Below are 22,625 nucleotides of genomic sequence, written 5' to 3'. Positions count from 1 at the left end.
GCATGTTTTACCAGCGATAGCCCAAAGAGGCACTAAAGATTCTCAATTGCCCAATGGTTGGGGATTGATACAAACTGGAGCGGTTGCTTTTAAAAGTGAAACTCCCCGCTACGCCCAAATCAAAACCCCTAAAATTGTATTTAGTCCCAAAAGCTACGGTATAGCCATTAGAATCCGGAATGCCTATCGCATCTTGGGGGCTTGGAGCTTGATCATAATCAATAGCACCCATTAAACGCAAGCTTTTGCCCATGTAAGTTACCCCTAATCTAAAGGTGTTGGTGTCCCTCCAGCCAGCCCCCATGTTCATCACGCTTTTAAAATTCGCTAGGCCTACCATTTTTTTAAGCGTTTCAGAGTCTAGTGAAGCCACCGTCCCGCTTAAGCCCTTGTAAGTGGCGTTCGCAAAATCAGGGGTTACTAAAAATTTATTCCCTTGACTCCAAAAGGTGCACTCAAACACCCCCTCTATTCTTAAATGGTCTTTAAAAAATTGGTGGGCGTAGGCTAGGCTTAGGGTTTGGGGGAGTGAAACATTGATATTCAAGCTGCCTTTAGTCAAAACGCTCCCTAAAGAAGGGCCAAGCTCTGTGATAGCCACTAAACCGCCTTTCATGTTAAAGGTAACTGAAGAATTATACACCACCGAAAACATGCCATGATCAAACACACGCAAACTCGAACCCACTCTATAGCCCCCCGATATGCCTTGCCCGTTAGATTTTTGCACGACTTGAGTCGTGCCATAAAGATTCGCGCTCGCTTTGATTAAGCCGCTATAGCCCATGATTTTTTTCAAGCCGTTATAAAACTCTTGACAGCTCTGATCGCTCATATCCCCACCGGCTTTTTGGCAATTGAGCGCCGGCTGATAGCCAATATTGCCTAATAAAGTCATCATATTACTTGGCACTTGATCGGCAAAAACGTTGTTGGGTAAGTTTAAGATTTGCTCCGCGCTCAAAACCGAAGCGCCCTCTAAAGGCACATAAACGGTGTTATTAAAGCTCCCGGTCGCATAAAGCCCCCTTAAGCCCACACCCACTGAAAAGCGTTTATTGATAGTGTAGCTCATGCTAGGGGCAAGCTCTACCATCATGATAAACACATCATGCAAAAATTCCCCCCCCTTACCATTCCATTTCATGCCTAACCCGCTAGGAGCGGTGAAACTCCCCCCAAAAGTGAAGCCGTTATGTGTGCGCGTTTTATAAAAGAATTTGGGTAAAACAAAATTAGTCGTGCCTGTCCAGCCATTCACGATCTGAGTGTCAGGTTTTGAAGAAAGGGTTACGACTTTTTGATTGGTTAGATTCATAAGCCCTTGAACACGATTGATAGCTTGTTGCAGGCCATTGGTAGCGGCCGTATTGCCAAGCGCTTTAAGGATATTGCCAAGCCCTATAGTGTTGATGATGCCTAAAATATTTTGTTGGCTTTTATCAATTTCTAAACTCGTTACCGAGTACAAGCCTTGATTGGTCGTAGGGACTTTAAAGCTAAAGGCTGGAATGTTAATCACGGTGGTGGTCATTTCAAATTCGCTTCTGTTTTCGCCCCAATCGTTAGTAAAGCCCATGTTAGCCGGGTTGTAAAAAGAAGCGTCAGCGCCCCTAGCCCCAGCGACATACGCCGAGCCTAAAGCCGTGCCATTCAAGCTTTGCTCTTGGATTTTAAAGCCATTGGCATAAGAAAGCAAGGGCAGGCTCAGAGCGATTAAATGGCGTTTTTTGAGCTTTTTAAAGTAATAAAGTGGGGAAAAGTTTTTCATTGGAGCTCGCTATCAGCGTTTTCATTGTCTTCTAAATCTTGCAAAGAAGGCTCATAGGGTTCAATCCTAATAGCAATTTTTTGCGTCAAGTTTTGGAAAGAAATCAGGCCATTTTTTCTTTCATAAAGGATAATTTCCCCGCTTTTTTGAAACCTTTGGATCACGTATTCAGGGGTTAGGTGGCGTTTCCCTAAACCTTTAAAAATATCCCTCCCTAAAACAATGTCATCAAACAAATCCCCATAGCTCACCTTGCCAAACAAATCCCTTGCAGCAATCCATTTGGCCGAACATTTTTGGCTAAAACAAATGTTCCGTTTAGTCATGTAAATATCGCCCACTCTTTGGCTGAGCTTGTAAAGGGTTACTTCAATATTATGGTCTTTATCGGTTTTAATCGTGCCGTAATCATAAAAGCGAAAAACCGGCGTGTTAATATAAATGAGCCTGAATTGGCGCAAGGCATTCAAAGTCTCTTCTCTTTTTTTACGGGCCTCTTCTTGTCTGATTTGCTCCCTAGTTTTGGGGGTTTGCTTAGAAAAAGGGTGCTTGGAGCAAGAGACAAAAAAAAGCGTCATGAAAAATAATAAAAAAGCGTTTTTAAAATACCGCATGATTATAGAGTAAGATGGTTCATCCTCTCGCTCCGCTCAAAATACGATACCAAATCCTGCCGTCTAATTTAAGCTCCATGCTCACTTGACACAAACCGTCTTTATAGATGGTCTCAGTGATTTCAGCGTTACGAATGAGAGCATTGACTCTCGTTTTAATCACGGAATTTTGTAAAACCATGTCTTTGACGGTGTCTTGAGCGTTCACCCTAATACCATACATTTTTTCACCCAATTGGCGGTAGCCATCAACAATAGCCGCCCGCTTGGCCAAAGCTAGAGCTTGAGAGGGCGAAATGGTGGATTCTGGAGCCACACCCATGCCCACTGCGTTCAATTCAATGACATTATTAGGCGTGAGAATGGGGGTGTTAGGGATAGCGTTAGTGGGGTTAGAGCTAATGATGGGCTGATTGTTATTCTCAAAGCGTGGGCTTGGGAGAGGCTGAATGCTCTTTCTGGGGGTGAAATTGGTTGGAGGATAAATGGGGGCTTGCAAGCCATTAGCTGAAGGGGGGATTAGCTGGGCGTTAGTGTTACGCTTTTTAAAGAGACTGCAACCGCTTATCAAAAGAGTGGCGACAAGTAACGAATTAATACCAAAAAAGGCAGAGTGCAAACGCATGGGCATTTCCTTAAAATGAGTTGATCAAGTCTATTATATCATTTTTGAATGGATTTGTCATGCGGATATTCTTATTTAAGCTTATAAGGCTAGTGGGTTTTAATTTAAGATCTAGGGGATTATGATTTGTTTTTGGCTTTCCTAAAATTTTTAATAGGGATCACTCAATTTTTTAAAAAAGGGATTTTAATGGCTTGATTGTATCGTTTTGAGGTTTTATTTTACGATAAAACTCATTTTTTAAGTTTGATTTTTAAACCCATTTTCTTAATAGGATAGGGGGCATTTTGAAAAATCCTCCCCTACAACCCACAACTAAAAACCCCTTAAAGAGCGTTTTTATAGAGGTTATCGCTTGCTTTTCGCAAGCTTTTTAATTGTAAAAAATGCTTTGAATATTTTTTAAATAAGATGAAAAATAAAATATTTTTTTGAGTGCTTTTTAAGGATAAGGTTAAATTTTTAAAATGATTCAAAAAGAGTTTTTAAGTTCTTTTAATTACCAACCTTTTTCATCAAAAACACAAACAACGACTATTTTAAATCCCTATGGTAGTAGAAATAGTGCGAATGGTGTCCTTGGCGGGATTCGAACCCACGACCTTACGATTAGGAATCATACGCTCTATCCAGCTGAGCTACAAGGACATTTTATTAAGCAAGCAAGAAACTTACCAACTGATAAGCCCCTTGCTGAGTGGATCAGAATTACTTGCCTTCTTCAACTTTTTGTTTAAGGATTTTGCCGGGTTTGAATTTAGGTACTCGTTTGTCTTCGGTTTTATAAGTTTTATCGCTTCCTGGCACTTTACCTTCTTTGCCTTTTTGCTCTGCGGTTTCAAATTTACCAAAACCAACCAACTCCACGCTTTCACCCTTGCTTAAAGCTGTTTGTACCGCTAGAGTAAAGGCACTGATCGCTTCTTCGGCTTCTCTTTTGCTGTTGTATTTACCCGCTTCTTTAACCAAATCAATAAATTCCGCTTTGTTCATGTGGATAACCCCTTTTCTAATAGATGCTAAAACCAAGCGATTTAGTGCTTAGCCTGACTGATTGAGCGGTAATTATAATCAAATCCTAAAGATAAATCAAGCAAAAACGCTTTTTTAAGGGGGTTTAATGCATAAAAAATTTAATTTTGTTGGACGCTCTTTTTATCTTTAGCGTTAAGGATTAAAGGCGTGCCTAAAAAATTAAATTCTTTCCTTAAGGTGTTGATCAAATAGCGTTTGTAACTGAAATGCAAGGCTTTAGGGCGATTCATGATAAGAGAGATTTGAGGGGGTTTGGTGGCAAATTGCGTGGCGTAATACACTTTCACTAATTTCCCGCCATCGCTTGGCAAGGGGTGTTTTTGGGTGGCTTGAGAAATCACGCTATTGAGCAAACTCGTGGGAATGCGTTTGGAAAAACACTCATAGACTTCTATGATTTTATGCTTGATTTCATCTATATGGCGCGCTTTTAAGCAGCTGGTTGTGATCACAGGGGCGTATTCTAAAAAGCGGAATTTCCTTTTTAAGGTTGCCATGATCTCTTCATAAGGGGCGTAGCGGATGTCCCATTTGTTTAAAATAAGAATGATGCCTAAAGAGTGTTTATCCGCTAAAGAGCTGATCTTTTCGTCCAATTCCACAAAAGGAGCGCTCACGTCTAAAACTAAAAGCGCGATGTGGGATTTTTCTAAGGCTTTTTGCGTGCGTTCTAGCGCGTATTTTTCAATGCCTAAAATTTTACCCCTATGCCTGATGCCAGCGGTATCCACAAAGCAGATTTTTTGATCGCCTATTAGAATGGTTTCATCTATGGGGTCAATGGTCGTGCCAGCCACGCTAGAAACAAGGCTCCTTTCTTTTTTCGTGAGCGCGTTTAAGAGCGAGCTTTTGCCCACATTCACCCTCCCAATGATGCCTACTTGAATGATCTCTTCTTCTTTAGTTTCTTCTAAAGCGTTATTAGGGGTTTCTAAGCTTTCTAAAATATCCGCATCTAAATCTTGCTCCATGATTTGGTTTAAATTCAGCGCGTTCAATACCGCATCAATTAATGCGCTAATGCCCCTATTGTGCGAAACGGAGATGTTAAAACTCTTGGGAATGCCAAAAGAAGAAAACGCATAAGCTCGCTCTTTTTCTTTGTCGTTATCAATTTTATTGATCACTAAAAAGCAGTTAGGGTTGATCTTAAAAACTTCTCTAAAAAGCTTAAGATCTTCATCGCTAGGGATAGACTTGCCATCCACAACATACAAAATCAAATCGCTCATTTGAGCGGCTTTTAAATTAAGGGCTTTGATTTCTTTAGACAAAAGAGTGTCTTTAGCCATGCCTCCTGTGTCTAATAGCTCCACTTCATGGCCATTCAATGCGATTTTTCGTTTATTAATGTCTCGTGTAGTGCCTGCAAAATCTGAAGTGATAGCGATCCTTTCTCTAGCTAAGCGGTTAAATAACGAGCTTTTCCCCACATTAGGTTGGCCTAAAATCGCAATGGTTTTTAAAGTTTTATAGCTTGTATTCATCTTTTTTATCGCTTCAATTTAATCAAAATTAGATTACAATATTATAGTTATTTAAAGCTTAAATAAGGGTCTAGTATTGTTTTTAGTCAAAAAAATAGGCGTGGTAATAATGATTTTAATATGCTTTTTAGCTTGCTCGCAAGAGAGGTTTATTAAATTGCAAAAAAAAGCCCAAGAACAAGAAAATGACGGCTCTCAACGCCCTAGCTATGTGGATTCGGATTATGAAGTCTTTAGCGAAACGATTTTTTTACAAAACATGGTGTATCAGCCTATAGAGGAAAGAAACGCTTTTTTTCAACTGACTAAAGATGAAGACAATTCTTTTAACCCTGAAACTTCTGTGATTTTATTGAATGAGCCAAGCGATAATAATGAAAAAAACCCGCCCTTATACCCAAGTGATCCCCATAACAACACTGCCAATAACGATACAAAAAACCCGTTCCTTTACAAACCGAAAAGAAAAGCCAAAAATCCAAAACTCATTGAATATTCCCAACAAAATTTCTACCCCCTAAAAAACGGGGATATTATCATGAGTAAAGAAGGGGATCAATGGTTGATAGAAATCAAATCCAAAGCCTTGAAGCGTTTTTTAAAAGATCAAAATGATAAAGATCGCCAGATCCAAACTTTCACTTTTAATGACACTAAAACGCAAATCGCGCAATTTAAGGGCAAGATTTCTTCGTATGTTTATACCACCAATGACAGCGATTTGAGTTTAAGGCCTTTTTATGAATCGTTTTTGTTAGAAAAAAAGAGCGATAATGTTTATACGATAGAGAATAAGGCTTTAGACGCCATTGAGGTTTCAAAGTGTCAAATGGTGTTAAAAAAGCATTCAACCGATAAATTAGACAGCCAGCATAAAGCCATCAGTATTGATTTGGATTTTAAAAAAGAGCGCTTTAAGAGCGATACGGAACTTTTTTTAGAATGCCAAAGTTAGGGCGTTTATTACGACAATTTAGATTTTTTTGGGTAGCATGTTAGCGTTTCAAAGGCATGGATATTGTTAAAAAGTAAGGAATGTTTATGTGGATCACCCAAGAAATCACGCCGTATTTGCGTAAAGAATACACCATAGAAGCGAAATTATTAGATGTTAGAAGCGAGCATAATATCTTAGAGATTTTTAAATCTAAGGATTTTGGTGAAATTGCAATGCTTAACCGCCAATTATTATTCAAGAATTTTTTGCATATTGAAAGCGAGTTGCTCGCTCATATGGGGGGTTGCACCAAGAAAGAGCTTAAAGAAGTTTTGATTGTGGATGGGTTTGATTTGGAATTAGCCCACCAGCTTTTTAAATACGACACGCATATAGATTTTGTGCAAGCGGATGAAAAGATTTTGGATAGCTTCATTAGTTTTTTCCCCCATTTCCATGAAGTGAAAAACAACAAGAATTTCACGCACGCTAAACAACTCTTAGATTTAGACATTAAAAAATACGATTTGATTCTCTGCTTGCAAGAGCCGGATATTCATAAAGTGGATGGTTTAAAAAGAATGCTTAAAGAAGATGGGGTGTTTATTTCGGTAGCCAAACACCCGTTATTAGAGCATGTGAGCATGCAAAACGCCCTTAAAAACTTGGGCGACTTTTTTGCTGTTGCCATGCCTTTTGTAGCGCCTTTAAGGATTTTGAGCAATAAGGGTTATATTTACGCTTCTTTTAAAACCCACCCCTTAAAAGATCTAATGACGCCAAAAATAGAAGCGCTAAAAAGCGTGAGATACTATAACGAAGACATTCATAGGGCCGCATTCGCTTTGCCTAAAAATTTACAAGAAGTCTTTAAAGACAATATCAAATCTTAAAATGATCTTAAAAAACGCTATCGCTCTCACAGGGGGGATAGGCACCGGTAAAAGCACCACCATTAAAATATTGGAATCGCAAGGCTATGAAATTTTAGATGCGGATAAGATCGCTCATCAATTATTGCAAGAGCACCGGTTTAAAATCGCCCAACATTTTGGATCAGAGATTTTAGAAAAAGATATTCTTAACAGGAAAAAACTTGGCGCGATCGTGTTTAAAGACCCTAATAAACTAAAATGGCTAGAGGATTTTTTACACCCCTTAATCCGTGAACGCATGCTTAAAAAAGCTTATGAATTAGAAAAAAATCATCAAGCGTATTTTTTAGACATCCCTTTGTTTTTTGAAGTGGGGGGTAAAAAACGCTATCCTGTGAGTAAGGTGGTGTTAATCTATGCACCTAGGGTTTTACAAATTGAGCGCCTTTTAGAGCGAGACAAACTCAAAGAATCTGAAATTTTGCAACGCTTAGCTTGTCAAATGGATATAGAGCAAAAACGTGCCATGAGCGATTATGTTATAGACAACAGCTCTAGTTTAAAAGATTTGAATAAGCAAGTTGAACGCTTTTTAAAAACGCTCTTATAAGCTCGTTTTATATGTAAGCATGTTAAACTACCATTAAATTTTTTGTAAGGCTAAAACATGATCACTTTAAAACAAGCCCTTTCTTTATCCCAAGATGAATTAGAAACCCTTAAAAACGAAATTGACGCTAAGGTTAGAGCTTCAGATTTGAACGCTTACATTAAAGCCCCTAGCCTTAATGGCGCTAGCGCTAAGGGGGTGCCAATTCTCATTAAAGACAATATCAGCGTTAAGGGGTGGGAAATCACTTGCTCCAGTAAGATTTTAGAAGGCTATGTCGCCCCTTATCATGCGAGCGTGATGGAAAATTTGCACCAAAACAGCATGGCAGGGTTTGGGCTTTCTAACATGGACGAGTTTGCGATGGGAAGCACCACAGAGTCTAGTTGTTATGGGATCACTAAAAACCCACGAGATAAAAACAGAGTGCCTGGAGGGAGCAGCGGAGGGAGTGCGGCAGCGGTAGCTGGGGGCTTAGCGGTGGCGGCTTTAGGGAGCGATACGGGCGGATCTATCAGGCAACCGGCGAGCTATTGCGGGTGCGTGGGGTTAAAGCCCACTTATGGGAGGGTGAGCCGTTATGGTTTGATCGCGTATTGTTCTAGTTTTGATCAAATCGGGCCTATCACGCAAAATGTAGAAGACGCTTCTATTTTATTTGACGCAATTAGTGGGTATGATAGCAAGGATTCCACGAGTGCGAATCTCAAACCCACGCAAACCTTTAAAAACCTTAACAGAGACAAACGCTTTAAGATTGCTATCTTAAGGGATCACATTAAAGACGCGAGCAATGAAGTGCAACTCGCTTATGAAAACACCCTTAAAGCCTTGAAAGAAATGGGGCATGAGATTGTGGAAAAAAAGATGCTAGATTCGCATTATCAAATCTCTATCTATTATATTATCAGCATGGCTGAAGCGAGCTCGAATCTGGCCAGATTTGATGGGGTGCGTTATGGGAGGAGGGCTCAAAATATTAAAGATTTGAAAGAATTGTATCTCAAAAGCCGCAGTGAAGGTTTTGGCGATGAGGTGAAACGGCGCATCATGTTAGGGAATTTTGTCTTAAGCAGTGGGTATTATGACGCTTATTATTTGAAAGCCCAGCAAATGCGTTTGATAATTAAAGAGCAATACAACAAGATTTTTGAAGAAGTGGATTTGATTTTCACCCCTGTAGCCCCTACGAGCGCTCATTTATTCAATTACCATGCAAGCCCTTTAGAAATGTATTTGAGCGATATTTACACGATTGGGGCGAATTTGAGCGGTTTGCCGGCTCTTTCCTTGCCGGTCGCTAAAGATCCTTTAGGCTTGCCCATAGGGATGCAATTCATTGCTAAGGCTTTTGATGAACAAAGCCTTTTAGACGTTTCTTACGCTTTAGAGCAAGAATTGGATTTAAAATTAGATTAAGGATAGAAAATGAGAATTTTACAAAGGGCTTTGACTTTTGAAGACGTGTTGATGGTGCCTAGAAAATCCAGCGTTTTACCTAAAGATGTGAGCTTAAAGTCTCGCTTAACTAAAAACATTGGTTTGAATATCCCTTTTATTAGCGCGGCTATGGATACGGTTACAGAGCATAAAACCGCTATCGCTATGGCACGCCTTGGGGGTATTGGCATCGTGCATAAAAACATGGATATTCAAACGCAAGTCAAAGAGATCGCTAAGGTTAAAAAAAGTGAGAGTGGGGTGATTAATGATCCTATTTTTATCCAAGCGCACAGGACGCTAGCGGACGCTAAGGCTATAGCGGACAATTATAAGATTTCAGGCGTGCCTGTGGTAGATGATAAGGGGTTGTTGATTGGGATTTTAACCAACAGAGACGTGCGCTTTGAAACGGATTTGAGTAAAAAAGTGGGCGATGTGATGACTAAAATGCCTTTAGTTACCGCTCATGTGGGCATTAGTTTAGATGAAGCGAGCGATTTGATGCACAAGCATAAGATTGAAAAATTGCCCATTGTGGATAAAGATAATGTTTTAAAAGGCTTAATCACGATTAAGGACATTCAAAAACGCATTGAATACCCTGAGGCCAATAAAGATGATTTTGGGCGCTTGAGAGTGGGGGCGGCTATTGGAGTGGGGCAGTTGGATAGGGCTGAAATGTTAGTTAAAGCCGGGGTAGATGCGTTGGTGTTAGACAGCGCGCATGGGCATTCAGCTAATATTTTACACACTTTAGAAGAGATTAAAAAAAGCTTGGTAGTGGATGTGATTGTGGGGAATGTGGTGACTAAAGAGGCCACAAGCGATTTGATTAGCGCGGGAGCGGACGCTGTTAAAGTGGGTATTGGGCCAGGAAGCATTTGCACCACTAGGATTGTGGCTGGAGTGGGAATGCCCCAAGTGAGCGCGATTGATAATTGCGTAGAAGTAGCGTCTAAATTTGATATTCCTGTGATTGCAGATGGAGGGATCCGCTATTCAGGCGATGTGGCTAAGGCTTTAGCTTTGGGGGCATCAAGCGTGATGATAGGCTCTTTACTCGCTGGCACAGAAGAATCTCCAGGGGATTTTATGATTTACCAAGGGAGGCAATATAAAAGCTATAGGGGCATGGGTAGCATTGGGGCTATGACAAAAGGGAGCTCTGATAGATATTTTCAAGAGGGCGTAGCGAGTGAAAAATTAGTCCCAGAAGGCATTGAGGGGCGTGTGCCTTATCGTGGTAAGGTTTCGGATATGATTTTCCAATTAGTAGGGGGCGTGCGCTCTTCTATGGGGTATCAGGGGGCGAAGAATATTTTGGAATTGTATCAAAACGCTGAATTTGTAGAAATCACTAGCGCAGGATTAAAAGAAAGCCATGTGCATGGCGTGGATATTACTAAAGAAGCCCCTAATTATTATGGGTGAATTGTAAAAGAAAACAAGACAAATCGTTAGAAAACTCGTTAAAAAGCTTGATTTAATGAGTTTTTAAAACTTAATTGCTACAATTAAGGAAATTTTCAATAAGGCTTAGAGAAACTTTTTCATGGAACACAGAGTATTTACTATTGCTAATTTTTTTAGCTCCAATCATGATTTTATCACCGGGTTTTTTGTCGTTTTGACAGCGGTTTTGATGTTTTTCATTTCGCTTGGCGCGTCGCGCAAAATGCAGATGGTGCCTATGGGTTTGCAGAATGTGTATGAGAGCATCATTAGCGCGATTTTGAGCGTGGCTAAGGATATTATAGGCGAAGAATTAGCCCGCAAATACTTCCCACTAGCTGGCACGATCGCTTTGTATGTCTTTTTTTCTAACATGATAGGCATCATTCCTGGTTTTGAATCCCCTACAGCTAGCTGGAGTTTTACGCTGGTTTTAGCGCTGATTGTGTTTTTTTATTACCATTTTGAAGGCATTAGAGTGCAGGGCTTTTTTAAGTATTTCGCTCATTTTGCAGGCCCTGTGAAATGGCTCGCCCCTTTCATGTTCCCTATTGAGATCATCTCGCATTTTTCTAGGATCGTGTCTTTATCGTTTCGTTTGTTTGGGAATATCAAGGGCGATGACATGTTCTTACTCATCATGCTTTTATTAGTGCCTTGGGCGGTTCCTGTAGCACCCTTTATGGTTTTGTTTTTTATGGGGATTTTACAAGCTTTTGTTTTTATGATTCTCACTTATGTGTATCTGGCAGGGGCTGTTTTAACCGATGAAGGGCATTAAATAAAGCGTTCTTGTTTGGCTTTGATATGGTGTTTTAAACTTTGTTTTATGGTAAAGCTTTTAAAAGGATAGGGGGGTGGTTTTGAAACCATGTTCCCCTTATTCTTTGATAACGCTTTTTAAAATTTGCTTGTGTAAGTTCTATTTTATTATCAATACCCAATTTTAATAGCTTTTATAATTTTTTAAGCAATCATTAGATAAAATCCACCATACTTCTGTTTTGGATGTGTTTGGGTTTTAGAAGTGTTACTTTTTTATAACTTTTTCATATTCTTATGGGTATGTTGTCATTTTTTTACCGGAGAATTTTATCTTGAAAAACATTTATGTAGGGAATTTGGTTTATAGCGCTACCAGCGAGCAAGTCAAGGAGCTTTTCAGTCAATTTGGCAAAGTTTTTAATGTCAAGCTGATTTATGACAGAGAAACGAAGAAACCTAAAGGTTTTGGCTTTGTAGAGATGCAAGAAGAGGGCGTTAGTGAAGCGATTGCTAAATTGGATAATACGGATTTTATGGGCAGAACGATTAGGGTAACCGAAGCTAATCCTAAAAAGTCTTAATCTTAAAGCATTAGAAAATTAGAAAATAATTTTCTAATGCGTTTCATTCTTTTAATGCGTCTTATTTAGATTGCGCATAGAAGCTAAAAGAGGCTACAAACTCTTTTGAAATCCATTTAAAGATTGTAATCCATTTTTAAAAGCGATTAAAAATCAGTCTTATTTTAATTAAATTATTCCAATCAAATAGGGACAACTAAAGCTTTAAAACGCTCTTTAGTATTTTTTACAATTTTATTATGAGTCATACAAACTACCAATATTTCAAATATTTAAAATGGAGTTCTCTCATTAAGGCGATTTTAGGGCTATAAGGTTCTTCTTTTCGCGCTATCGTAGAGATTTGCTCATCATCAGCGATCACAAAAGGTTGCAACACCAGATTTTTCACGCCATGGATAAAAGTAGCGTCCATTATCGTATCCACAGGAACAACCCATTTTCGGCTGTGTTTCAAAAAAACTTTGGCAATCTTGGGCGTGATCACATAGCCTTGAGTCCCCACCCCATGACTATAAGCTTTAATGATCCCCACACGCTCTTGTATCTCGTAGTTTTTATGGCTCAATGGCTCACTTTTCACACTGGCATCATACAATAAATGCATCAAGCGGATATAACCTAACTCTTGGATGTGTTTTTCTAAAAAATCTAAGCCCTCTTTAAAATCCTCTTTCAAGGTTATATCGTCTTCTAAAATACAGATCGCTTCATTGAGTTCTATGCATTTTTCCCACAAGGAATAATGACTCGCATAGCACCCAAGCTCCCCCAAGCTCATAAACTTCGCATGGTATTTTAAAGCGTAATAAAACTTAGAAACCTCACTGATGAGATTGGTTGTAATCCCCATGTCTTTGATATTTTTCGTGATGAAATAAGGGTGTAAATGCTTTTTCACTAAGGGGTGCAACCCGCCTTCAAAAGTTTTAGAATAAATCGCATCAAAAATTTGCGCTTGGTGGTGGGTGGCATTGATGCTATTGAGTAAAGTCGTGGTGTCTCTAAAAACCAAACCAAATGTATCGCACACTTTTTGATTTAAAGAAATGATAAAAACATGCAAAGCTTAAACTCCCATAATTTTTAATAGAGTATATCGTTTTAAGCTCTGTTTTACAATAAAACTTTTAAGAGAATAGGGGGTATTAAAATAGTTCTCCTCCCTACAACCCCCAACTAAATCCCCACAACCCCCTAAGGAGCGCTTTTCTGATCAAACAAGTTCTTTTATTATATTGATTGTAAAAAATGTTTTGAGCGTTTTTAAATTTTGTGATCAATATTTAATTAAAACAAAGCAAGAGAACGAAATGACATTGTGGCTAAAATAAGATTAAAATAACAAAACCTAAAATACCTTACAAGTTTTGAAGATCCAATGAATGTTTGAAGCGAGAACTTATAACCCTAAAATCTAGGGTTATAAGCTATAATTTTAATGGTGTTCTAAATAAGAAATCACACTTAAGGCTGCCGTAGCGCCATCGCTTGCAGCACAAACCACTTGTTTAGGGGCAAAAATGCGAATATCTCCTGCCGCAAACAAGCCTTGAACGTTCGTTTTCATGGAAAAATCCACGACAATAGATCCGTATTCATCGCATTTGCATAGCATGGAGTTATCTTCTTGTTTCAACACGGCGTTATTCACATCATAACCCACAAAAATAAAAAACCCCGGCACGACCAATTCTCTTGTTTCATTAGTGGCTGTGTTTTTAATGCTTAAAGAAGACACGCCAGAAGCATCGCCCTTGATTTCTTCTACCACATAAGGGGTTAAAAACTCAATCTTATCATTGTTTTTAGCATGCTCTAAAGTGATAGGTGCACACCTAAAACCATCTCTTCTGTGGATAAGATAGACTTTTTTGCAGATGTTGGCTAAATAAATCGCCTCTTCTACGGCGGTATCGCCCCCGCCAAGCACCGCTACTTCCTTATTTTTGTAAAAGAAGCCATCGCATGTCGCGCAAGTGCTAACGCCTTTACCCCAATATTCTGACTCGCCCTTGATTCCTGTGCGTTTAGGACTACCACCGGTAGCGATAATCACGCTCTTAGCTTCAAAAGTCTTGCCATCTTCTGCCAAAATAACAAAATGAGAGTCTTTTTTAGAAACCCTTTGAACAGCGGTCATCTCATGCTTTAAGCCAAAGCGGAAACACTGCTCCTGCCATGGTTGCATGAAATCCAACCCGCTCACCACTTCCTTAACGCCCGGATAGTTTTCAATCTCACTACTGCCAGTGATTTGCCCTCCAGGCATTCCTTTCTCAAATAAAACGGCGTTTTTAACACCGCCTCTAGTGGCATAAAGCCCCGCACTCAAACCTGCAGGACCACCTCCAATAATCGCGCAATCTATCATGCTATTAGCCTAAAAGTTTGTTCAATTGCTCTTTTAAAGCAACTTTAGTTTGCACGCCCACCAACTGATGAACGACTTCGCCATCTTTTGTGAATAAAAGCGTAGGAATGCTTCTAATACCAAATTTCGCGCTCAATTCTTCTTGCTCATCGGTATTGACTTTACAAATCTTAGCCTTACCTTCATATTCGCTAGCTAATTCATCAATCACAGGGGATAGCATCTTACAAGGACCACACCATGGCGCCCAAAAATCCACTAACGCAACCCCTTTTTTAATGGTGCTTTCAAAATTTTCTTCAGTTAATTCAATATAGTGACTCATTAGTTACTCCTAAATATATGATTTTGATTAACGAGAATTATATTAGCTTAAGAATGTTAATGAAAACGCATGGGTTTTGGATAAAAATCTAAAAAGTGATATTTTCTAAAAGCTCAAATTTACCATTTTTCACAATAATAGCGTCAATGCAAAAATCGCTATTGGGATCTTTTTGGGAAAAATAACAGCGGATCGTTTTAATCATCTTTTTTAATTTGCTCGGCGTGATCGCATAAATGGGATCAAAATTTTCCCCGCTTTTGACTTCAATGAAATGCAAAACCCCTTTTTTCAAAGCGATAATATCAATTTCGCCAAATTGTGAAAAGAAGTTCCTTTCCACCATTTCAAAGCCCAGCGTTTTTAAAAATTCGCAAGCCTCTTCTTCAGCCTTCAAGCCCTTTTCTCTATGTTTATTATTGAAAAAACGCATTCAATTTTCCAAACGGATCATTTTAGGGGTATCCAACACGCTTTGTAGATTTTCAAGCTCTTTAAGGGCGTTTAACATAGATTTTTCGTTGGTGGTGTGCGTGGAAAATAAGATTTTAGCCTTGTTGGAATGCGGGATTTCTTTTTGCAAGACATTGTTGAGTGAAATATCATTTTTAGCTAAAATCGCGCTGATTTGAGAAAAAACCCCTTTTTCATCGCTCACTAACAAGCGTGCATAATAAGCACATTGGATTTCTTCTTTGGGTTTTAGGGGGAGTTTTTGAGGGGTTTCAAAGCCTAGCATTAAAGAGCTTTTTTTCCTTGCGATTTCTATAATATCGCTAATGACCGCGCTTGCGGTAGGCTCTCCCCCAGCCCCAGCCCCATAATACAAAGTCTCGCCCACCTTATCCCCTATAACGCTGATAGCGTTCATCACCCCATCCACTTTAGAGAGCATGCATTCATTTTTAATCATGCTTGGATGCACTCTTAATTCAATGCAATCCTGGTGTTTTTTAGCGATGCCTAAAAGTTTAATGCTATAACCAAACTCTTTAGCAAACTCCATGTCGTCTGGCTCTATTTTTTCAATGCCTTCAATCAAGATTTCTTCTAATTTCGCATCAATGCCATACGCTAAAGACGCTAAAATCAACAATTTGTGCGCCGCATCAATGCCCTTAATGTCAAATTCAGGGTTCAATTCCGCATAGCCTAAATGCTGCGCGTCTTTCAGGGCGTCCTTAAAGCTCGCTTGATTTTTAAACATCTGGCTTAAAATGTAATTGCTCGTGCCGTTTAAAATCCCTTTAAAAGAAAGGATGTGATTGGCGCTCAAGCCGTCTTTTAAAGCCTTGATAATAGGGATACCTCCACACACGCTCGCTTCAAAGCCTATGGGGGTGTTTTTAGCGATTTGCTCTAATTCATAGCGGTGGTACGCTAACATGGCTTTATTGGCTGTAACGAAGGCTTTTTGTTTGGCTAAAGTTTTTTTAGCTAAAAGATAAGGCGCTTCCACCCCACCCATAAGCTCCACGATAATATCAATTTCTTCATCTTCTATCAAGCTTTCTAAATCATCACTGATTTCAAAAGCATAGCCTTCGTGCTTTTTCACGTCTCGCACCACCGCTTTTTTAATTTTAATTTCCACGCCGGCCCTGTCTTTAATGATTTCTTGATTTTCTTGTAAGATTTTAGCGACCGCGCTCCCCACACACCCTAAACCCACAAGCCCTATATTCAATCTTTTTTTCATGCCTTTTCCTTTAAATTCGTTTTTTTAAAACGGCGTTTTTTTCCTGCTCGCTCGCTTTTTCTATCGCTTCAAAACTCCCAAAATAATCCAACAATTTTTTCACGCTGGCTTCTCCTATACCCTTTTCTTTTAAAAGAGCGATTTGTTTCATGTTTTTAAGTTTAGTGGATCTATGGAAGTTTATCGCATACCGGTGGCTTTCATCGCGCAATTTTTGCACCCATTGCAAGCGTTTGTCGCTAGGGAGCAATTTAAAAGTATTGCTAGGCGTATGGATGATGTCTTTAGCGCCCCCTTTAGAGCGATAAGCTTTAGAATCCCTTTTTTCTTTAGAAATAGCGATCACTTCTACAAAACTCCCGCTGCTTTTTAAAATTTCTAAAGCGATGTTTAATTGCGCCCTCCCTCCATCTATTACCCACAAATTAGGCGGTGGCTCTTTGGCAAAGTCTAAAGCCCTTCTAGTGAGCAATTCGCTCATTTGATCGTATTCGTTAGAGCCTTTTAAATGGTAGCGCCGATAAGAGTCTTTTTGAAATGCATTGTTTTCATACACGACCATTCCCCCCACGCATTGGCTATTTGAATGGTGGCTTGTGTCAAAGATTTCCACCCTATAAGGCACGCATTCTAAATTGAAAAGCGATCGCGCTTCTTCTAAAATCAGATCTTCATTAGAGGTTTTTTCTTGGCTAAAAATCTCTTGAGCGTTTTTCATAGCGATTTCTATTAAAGCGAGCTTGTCGCCTTTTTTAGGAATGCTAAGAGCGATTTTTTTAGAGTATTGATGGGAGATAAATTCTTGCAATTCTTTAAGCGTTTCATTAGAGCAAGCACTCAATAAGATCTGTTCAGGCATCAAAGGCAAATGCGATTGGTAATGGTTGATAATGGCTTGTTTCATCGCTTCATCGGTGTCAAACCCATTAAGGGAGTGGATTTTTTCAAACGCAGAAGAAATGATTTTACCCCCACGCATAAACATTTTCACTAACACCGCCTTATTGCTTGCGCCATAAAAAGCAAAAATATCCAAATCGTAGAGTTTGGCTAAATCCATGCAAGTGAAGGGGGCGATTTTTTGGATTTTTGCAATTCTGTCTCTGTAAATTAGGGCTTCTTCAAAACGCAAATTGTTAGAAAGGCACTCCATTTTCAATTCAAGCTCTTTGATGAGCCTGTCTTTATTTTCAATCATTTCTAAACATTCTTTAGCGATTTTTGAATACTCTTCTTTGGTGATTTTATCCTCGCATGGGGCTTTGCAACGCTCTATTTGATAAAACATGCATGCCTTTTTATCTTTGATGCAATTTTTCTTTTGAACCAACGGGAGCAATTCATACAAGCTGTCTAAAATATCCTTAGCCCCGCTCGTAAAAGGGCCAAAATATTTAACGCCAGGCTGTTTTAAAATTTTTCGTGTGATTAAAGGGATAGGGAAATCAGTAGAAAAATCCATGTAAATATAAGGGTAAGTTTTATCGTCTCTTAAAAGAATGTTGTATTTGGGCTTGAGCTGCTTGATTAAAGAATTTTCCAAAATCAAAGCGTCTTGCTCGTTTTCCACTAAAATGGTTTCTAAAAAAGCGATTTGTTTGACCATCATTTGGATGCGTAAGCTTGCACGAGGATTGGGCGTGATTTCATTATTACGGATGGAAAAATAGCTTTTGATGCGCTTTTTTAAGTTTTTCGCTTTACCGATATAGAGTAATTGGCGGTTTTTATCAAAATATTGATACACGCCACTGCTATTAGGAAGGTTTTTCAAACTGGACAATAAATCAGCCATTCATTTCTCAAAAAAACTTCGTTGGTAGTGGATCAAAGCGCGCGCTTTTTCAAAACATTCATGCAAACGAGCGTCTTTAATGGGGTTATGGAACAACCCTAAAGCACTAGGGCGAAAAAAACGGGCTTGTTTTTTAATGGGGGCATAAAAATTGGCTTTTTTTAGCGCGTCTTTAGGCACATAACCTAAAATTTCTAACCCATTCAACCCGTCAAACCCATAAGCATGCCCTTGCGTGTTCAAAAAATGGCTGATTTCTTTAGCGAATCGCTGGTTAAATTCTTTAGAAGCCCAAAGATCTTTAAACGCAAAAAGCAATTTAGAGTCTTTTATAAAGATAAAAAGCAAATTTTCTTGTAAACTTAAAGGCATAAAAACCTTAAGCTTTTTGAGTTTCAAAAGAGTTTCAAGCTTTTTATAAGACTTTTTTTGAATGAGTAAGGAGAAAATATTTTGTTCCATAAACTGATCTTAACATGCTTTTTAACGCTTGTGGCGCTAACGATTCAAGCTTGTGGCTATAAAGCCCCTCCATTCAACGAAAAACCCGCTAAAAAAACTTCAAACAGCTCTAATTCTTCTATGCAAACGCCCACCAACAACACCACGCCAGAATTTTTAAATCAGCCTTAAAATCATTGCCCTTATTTAAGGGCTTTGATTTCTAGGGTTTTTGTGGCTAACTTTTGCGCCTCTTCCTCATCATGCGTTACCATAATGAAAGTAGCGCAAGAATTTTGGTGTATCTCTTTGATGAGATCTTGCAAATTCTTACGATTAAAACTATCTAAAGCGCTAAAAGGCTCGTCTAATAAAATGAGTTCTGGCCTGTGGATAATCCCCCTAATAATGCCCACTCTTTGGGCTTGCCCCCCACTCAATTCATTGGGGAATTTATCCATAAGGCTCTCCTCTAACCCCATTTTTAACGCTAAGGCTTTGGCCTCTTTTTGAGCGGCTTGTTTGTTTATGCCTTGTAAATTAAGGCAAAAAGTCATGTTCTGTAGAGCGTTTAAATGAGAAAATAAGGAATTGCCTTGAGCGATATAGCCTATTTTTTGGCGTAAAAAAGCGTTGTTTGAAAGGGTCTCATTAAAGATTTTAACGCTCCCAAGATTAGGTTTTAAAAGCCCTAAAATCAAGCCTAAAAGCGTGCTTTTACCGCTCCCGCTCTCCCCTAAAACGCATAAAAAATCCCCTTTTTCAATGCTTAAATTAAAATCCTTAAAAATAGTGCGATTGTGGTAGTTAAAAGACACATTCTCTATTGTAACGATTTCTTTCATGCTTTATAACCCTAATCTTTCTAAAAAATCTTTAGCTACGATTTTAGGGCTTTTTTTCAACACTTCCACCTGATAGTTTAAATCCTGCATCGTCTCATCGCTAATTTTTGAATCCAATTTTTCTAAGATTTCTAGTGCTTCAGGATACTTTTTTATAGTTTCTTTTCTTATAACAATACCGGCCTGATAATTAGGGAAAAACCCTTTATCGTCCCTAAGCACCTTTAAATCCAATTCTTTGATTTGAGCGTCTGTGGTGAAGACATCTAAAGCGTTGATTTTATGGGATTCAAAACTTTTATAACGCAAATTAATATCCATTTCATGCAAACTTCTAAAATGAAAGCGGTAAGCTTTCACTAAGCCCTTAAAAGCGTCCTCTCTTTCAAAAAAGTCAAACTCCGCTCCAAAATCAAAATTGGGGCTATGAAAGGCTAAATCGCTGAAAGTTTCAATCGCGTATTTTTGAGCGTCTTCTTTAGAAATCGCTAAAGAATAGGTGTTATTAAAGCCCAAAAGCCCCACCCACAAAAGATTAAATTCCTTCTCATAACGCTTTTTAATCGTTTCAAAATCCACTTTTTGAGTCAAAGGGTTTTTGAGCGTGTTCACCCAAGCGGTGCCGGTATATTCCACATACAAATCAAAATCGCCCCTAATCAATGCCGGATGGATATTCATCGTCCCCCCACCAATGCCAAACGCCCGCTTGATAGGAATGTGGTGTTTTTCTAACAAAAGGCTTAAAATTTCGCCCAAAATATACTGCTCGCTGTTAGGTTTTGTCGCCACGACTAAGGGCTTTTCTTCTATGGCGTTTCTAGGAATGAGCCATAAAGCGCTCGCTAGCAATAAAAAAAGAAACACCGCTAAATTAAGATAAACTCTTCTTTTTTGTTTTTGGGTGGCGTTTTGAGAAAATAGGCGTTGCAAGGCGTTTTCATGCTGAAAGACGCTCACAAATTTATCCGCTAAAACACTAAAAAGAGCTATGATCAAACTGCCCGCCACTAAAAGCGTGGTGTTTTGCGTGTTTAGCCCTCTAAAAATCGCCTGCCCCAAACCCCCAGCCCCAATGAGCGCCCCAATCCCAGCCATCGCCACTAACATCACCACCGCAATCCTTAAGCCCGCTAAAATTTGGGGGATAGCGAGCAAGAAGTGCACCCTAAAAAACAACTCTTTGGGGTTACACCCTAGCCCAATAGCGGCCTTAATGACCTCTTCTCGCACTTCTTTTAAAGCGTTATAAGTGCTATGGACAATGGGTAATAAGCCGTATAAGACCAACACTAAAAGCGCGTTTTTTAACCCCACCCCAATCACAGGAATGAATAACGCGAATAACGCCAGCGATGGGATGGTGTAGAGAAAATTCACCACAGGGAGCAAAAAAGCCCTAGCCTTTGAGTTATAAAACACAAAAACCCCAATCAAAACCCCAAACACCAACACGAGAAAACTAGAAAGCGCAACGATGATAAAATGCTGCGCGATCAAGTCTATAAAATAAATGAAGCGATCATGAAATTCTTTTATCAAATATTTTACCACGCTTATTTTTAATACTATGGCAACTAAATGCTGCGTAGCCACATCTACAAAATGGAGCAACCATTCATACAATTCTTTGATCAATTGTTTAAAAACGCCCATGCCTAGCATTATAACCAAACTTTATTTGAATAAAGGGGTTTTAAAATGCTAAAGGCATTCTTTAATGTTGGTTGTAGGTTAAAACTGAAAGGTGCGTTTGCCTAAATTGGTGCTCACTTCTATCCATAGGGGTTGGTTTTCGCATAAAATTTCATAGGCTACGCTTTGATTCCTCACTAAAGAAACGCTTTTAGGCGTGGGGTAGAGCGAGCAAGAACGCCCTTGATTGATGTCAATCTTTAAAATAACCACGCTTTCCACTACAGCGCTCACTTTTAAATAATACGACTCCCTAGCTCCTTGCCATTCTAAATAGGGCGTTTCTTGGGGGACAATCTCTAACGCCACTAAAGGGCTTTGAGCCAGTTTCAAGCGCGTTTTTTGCTCCTGCTCTTTTAGTTCTTGTTCTCTGTTGATCCCTTTATCAATCAAATCAAAAAGGTTTGAAGAAGCGTCCTTCTCTCTAGCAATAAGGCTCGCTAACAACAAAAAGATTAACAAAAAAATTGGTTTCATGCGATTCATTCTTGCTGTTTGTGGGGATTGAATTCTTCATCTAAAATAGAATGGATCTTGCTCAAATCGTTCGCATCGGTTGAAAAAAAGATTTCCACACGATTGTTTTTCATTCTGTTTTCTAGGGAATCATTAGGTGCGATAGGGTTGGTAGAGCCATAAGAAGAAAAAGACAATTGGTTAGGATCCACGCCGTATTGTATAAGGACTTTCATCACCCTATAAGCGCGATTGGCGGCTAATTCATAATGGCTTTTAAAACGGGTTTTAGTTAAAGGCGTGTTGTCTGTAAAACCTCTCACATTAATATGCACCCTTTTAGGGAGTTTTTGAATGATTTTAGCGATCCGTTCAATATAGAGCATCATGTCTTGATTGATAGCGTCTGATGTAGCGTTTTCAAACAACAAACTAGAGGGGAGTTTTAAAACAGAGCCTTGATCAATTTGCTCTAAAACACTGCCTTCGCCTTTGCGAGCGATAGTGGCTTTTGTTTCGGTATTTTGCGAAGCCGGTTTGGAGCTTTCGCTCGCCATTTGCTCTTCTTCTTTTCCTGAATCAGGGGGGATCACTACAACCGGCTGCATCGCCTCTGGCTTGGGGGCGTAATTAAAAATCTTAATAAATTCGGTTTTTAAGGCTTCCACTTTGGATTTATTGACCGCTGAAATGGCATAAAGAGCGATAAAAAGCGCGAGCAACAACGACAAAAAGTCCGCATAAGGAACCGCCCATTTTTCGCCAGCGGGGCATTCGGTGGGTTTGTTTTTCTTAGCCAT

The 22,625-nt window shown here is 39.3% G+C and carries 24 protein-coding genes and 1 tRNA gene; 8 read left to right on the top strand and 17 right to left on the bottom strand.

Annotated elements, in window-relative coordinates; translation table 11 throughout:
* Positions 1 to 7: 7 nt before the first annotated feature.
* The 6 genes from AYS37_RS03765 to der form a co-directional block, all read right to left on the bottom strand.
* Positions 8 to 1,771, bottom strand: a complete 1,764-nt coding sequence (locus AYS37_RS03765) for an OmpP1/FadL family transporter (protein ID WP_000788090.1) — start codon at positions 1,769 to 1,771, stop codon at positions 8 to 10.
* A complete protein-coding gene (locus AYS37_RS03760) occupies positions 1,768 to 2,385 on the bottom strand; it encodes an HP0838 family lipoprotein (RefSeq protein ID WP_001268512.1) in 618 nt (205 codons plus the stop codon). Before AYS37_RS03760 ends, AYS37_RS03765 begins: the two co-directional genes overlap by 4 nt.
* A gap of 19 nt (positions 2,386 to 2,404) precedes the next feature.
* Positions 2,405 to 3,010, bottom strand: coding sequence for an LPP20 family lipoprotein (locus AYS37_RS03755; RefSeq protein WP_001236581.1), 606 nt, complete (start codon positions 3,008 to 3,010; stop codon positions 2,405 to 2,407).
* 571 nt (positions 3,011 to 3,581) lie between these two features.
* Positions 3,582 to 3,658 (bottom strand) — tRNA-Arg (locus AYS37_RS03750).
* A gap of 60 nt (positions 3,659 to 3,718) precedes the next feature.
* Positions 3,719 to 4,003 (bottom strand): HU family DNA-binding protein, encoded by a 285-nt coding sequence (locus AYS37_RS03745; RefSeq protein WP_001029090.1) that lies wholly within the window; start codon positions 4,001 to 4,003, stop codon positions 3,719 to 3,721.
* A 140-nt stretch (positions 4,004 to 4,143) separates the two neighbouring features.
* Positions 4,144 to 5,532, bottom strand: a complete 1,389-nt coding sequence (der, locus tag AYS37_RS03740; protein WP_001098221.1) for a ribosome biogenesis GTPase Der — start codon at positions 5,530 to 5,532, stop codon at positions 4,144 to 4,146.
* Between the two features lie 76 nt (positions 5,533 to 5,608).
* Here der and AYS37_RS03735 point away from each other — a divergent pair, with 76 nt between their 5' ends.
* The 7 genes from AYS37_RS03735 to AYS37_RS03705 all read left to right on the top strand — a co-directional run bounded on the left by AYS37_RS03735 (position 5,609) and on the right by AYS37_RS03705 (position 12,195).
* Positions 5,609 to 6,487 (top strand): hypothetical protein, encoded by an 879-nt coding sequence (locus tag AYS37_RS03735; RefSeq protein WP_000480317.1) that lies wholly within the window; start codon positions 5,609 to 5,611, stop codon positions 6,485 to 6,487.
* Between the two features lie 86 nt (positions 6,488 to 6,573).
* Positions 6,574 to 7,362 carry a spermidine synthase gene (locus tag AYS37_RS03730; RefSeq protein ID WP_000265116.1) on the top strand — a complete coding sequence of 263 codons (789 nt, stop codon included), beginning with the start codon at positions 6,574 to 6,576 and terminating at the stop codon, positions 7,360 to 7,362.
* Position 7,363: 1 nt separating this feature from the next.
* Positions 7,364 to 7,954: a dephospho-CoA kinase gene (gene coaE, locus AYS37_RS03725; protein WP_000601267.1), complete on the top strand. Its 591-nt coding sequence runs from the start codon at positions 7,364 to 7,366 to the stop codon at positions 7,952 to 7,954.
* Positions 7,955 to 8,011: 57 nt separating this feature from the next.
* Positions 8,012 to 9,373, top strand: coding sequence for an Asp-tRNA(Asn)/Glu-tRNA(Gln) amidotransferase subunit GatA (gene gatA, locus AYS37_RS03720; protein ID WP_000631466.1), 1,362 nt, complete (start codon positions 8,012 to 8,014; stop codon positions 9,371 to 9,373).
* Positions 9,374 to 9,382: 9 nt separating this feature from the next.
* Positions 9,383 to 10,828 (top strand): IMP dehydrogenase, encoded by a 1,446-nt coding sequence (gene guaB, locus AYS37_RS03715; RefSeq protein WP_001221685.1) that lies wholly within the window; start codon positions 9,383 to 9,385, stop codon positions 10,826 to 10,828.
* A gap of 121 nt (positions 10,829 to 10,949) precedes the next feature.
* A complete protein-coding gene (locus tag AYS37_RS03710) occupies positions 10,950 to 11,630 on the top strand; it encodes a F0F1 ATP synthase subunit A (protein ID WP_000401209.1) in 681 nt (226 codons plus the stop codon).
* Positions 11,631 to 11,946: 316 nt separating this feature from the next.
* The gene (locus tag AYS37_RS03705; protein ID WP_000790557.1) at positions 11,947 to 12,195 is read left to right on the top strand and encodes an RNA-binding protein; all 249 of its coding nucleotides are present in this window, start codon (positions 11,947 to 11,949) and stop codon (positions 12,193 to 12,195) included.
* 253 nt (positions 12,196 to 12,448) lie between these two features.
* On the opposite strand, the gene AYS37_RS03700 is transcribed toward AYS37_RS03705, so the two are convergent.
* From AYS37_RS03700 to AYS37_RS03670, 7 genes are all read right to left on the bottom strand, one after another.
* Entirely contained in the window at positions 12,449 to 13,261 is an 813-nt protein-coding gene (locus AYS37_RS03700; RefSeq protein ID WP_000557933.1) for a glycosyltransferase family 25 protein, read from the bottom strand.
* A 372-nt stretch (positions 13,262 to 13,633) separates the two neighbouring features.
* Positions 13,634 to 14,569, bottom strand: coding sequence for a thioredoxin-disulfide reductase (gene trxB, locus AYS37_RS03695; protein ID WP_000564430.1), 936 nt, complete (start codon positions 14,567 to 14,569; stop codon positions 13,634 to 13,636).
* Positions 14,570 to 14,573: 4 nt separating this feature from the next.
* Positions 14,574 to 14,894 carry a thioredoxin gene (gene trxA, locus AYS37_RS03690; RefSeq protein WP_000020199.1) on the bottom strand — a complete coding sequence of 107 codons (321 nt, stop codon included), beginning with the start codon at positions 14,892 to 14,894 and terminating at the stop codon, positions 14,574 to 14,576.
* A gap of 88 nt (positions 14,895 to 14,982) precedes the next feature.
* Positions 14,983 to 15,327 (bottom strand): YraN family protein, encoded by a 345-nt coding sequence (locus AYS37_RS03685; protein ID WP_001210427.1) that lies wholly within the window; start codon positions 15,325 to 15,327, stop codon positions 14,983 to 14,985.
* Positions 15,328 to 16,593, bottom strand: a complete 1,266-nt coding sequence (locus AYS37_RS03680; RefSeq protein WP_000746738.1) for a homoserine dehydrogenase — start codon at positions 16,591 to 16,593, stop codon at positions 15,328 to 15,330. It abuts the gene before it with no gap.
* A 10-nt stretch (positions 16,594 to 16,603) separates the two neighbouring features.
* The gene (gene uvrC / locus AYS37_RS03675; RefSeq protein ID WP_000774331.1) at positions 16,604 to 18,388 is read right to left on the bottom strand and encodes an excinuclease ABC subunit UvrC; all 1,785 of its coding nucleotides are present in this window, start codon (positions 18,386 to 18,388) and stop codon (positions 16,604 to 16,606) included.
* The gene (locus AYS37_RS03670) at positions 18,389 to 18,850 is read right to left on the bottom strand and encodes a hypothetical protein (RefSeq protein WP_000437180.1); all 462 of its coding nucleotides are present in this window, start codon (positions 18,848 to 18,850) and stop codon (positions 18,389 to 18,391) included.
* On the opposite strand from AYS37_RS03670, the gene AYS37_RS03665 reads away from it, so the two are divergent.
* A complete protein-coding gene (locus AYS37_RS03665) occupies positions 18,842 to 19,021 on the top strand; it encodes a hypothetical protein (RefSeq protein ID WP_001874585.1) in 180 nt (59 codons plus the stop codon). The two genes, AYS37_RS03670 and AYS37_RS03665, sit on opposite strands and share 9 nt — an antisense overlap.
* Before the next feature lie 11 nt (positions 19,022 to 19,032).
* On the opposite strand, the gene egtV is transcribed toward AYS37_RS03665, so the two are convergent.
* The 4 genes from egtV to motB all read right to left on the bottom strand — a co-directional run bounded on the left by egtV (position 19,033) and on the right by motB (position 22,625).
* Complete coding sequence (egtV, locus tag AYS37_RS03660) at positions 19,033 to 19,674, bottom strand: ergothioneine transport ATP-binding protein EgtV (protein ID WP_000659457.1); 642 nt, start codon at positions 19,672 to 19,674, stop codon at positions 19,033 to 19,035.
* 3 nt (positions 19,675 to 19,677) lie between these two features.
* Entirely contained in the window at positions 19,678 to 21,339 is a 1,662-nt protein-coding gene (egtU, locus tag AYS37_RS03655; protein ID WP_000901295.1) for an ergothioneine transport permease/ergothioneine binding protein EgtU, read from the bottom strand.
* A 69-nt stretch (positions 21,340 to 21,408) separates the two neighbouring features.
* Complete coding sequence (locus AYS37_RS03650; protein ID WP_000802458.1) at positions 21,409 to 21,846, bottom strand: hypothetical protein; 438 nt, start codon at positions 21,844 to 21,846, stop codon at positions 21,409 to 21,411.
* Positions 21,847 to 21,851: 5 nt separating this feature from the next.
* Positions 21,852 to 22,625 (bottom strand): flagellar motor protein MotB, encoded by a 774-nt coding sequence (gene motB / locus AYS37_RS03645; RefSeq protein ID WP_001085358.1) that lies wholly within the window; start codon positions 22,623 to 22,625, stop codon positions 21,852 to 21,854.

Source organism: Helicobacter pylori NQ4053, from assembly GCF_000274605.1.
GTDB lineage: Bacteria > Campylobacterota > Campylobacteria > Campylobacterales > Helicobacteraceae > Helicobacter > Helicobacter pylori_CV.
Note: the sequence above shows the minus strand (reverse complement) of the source record. Positions and strands in the feature narration are given on the sequence as shown.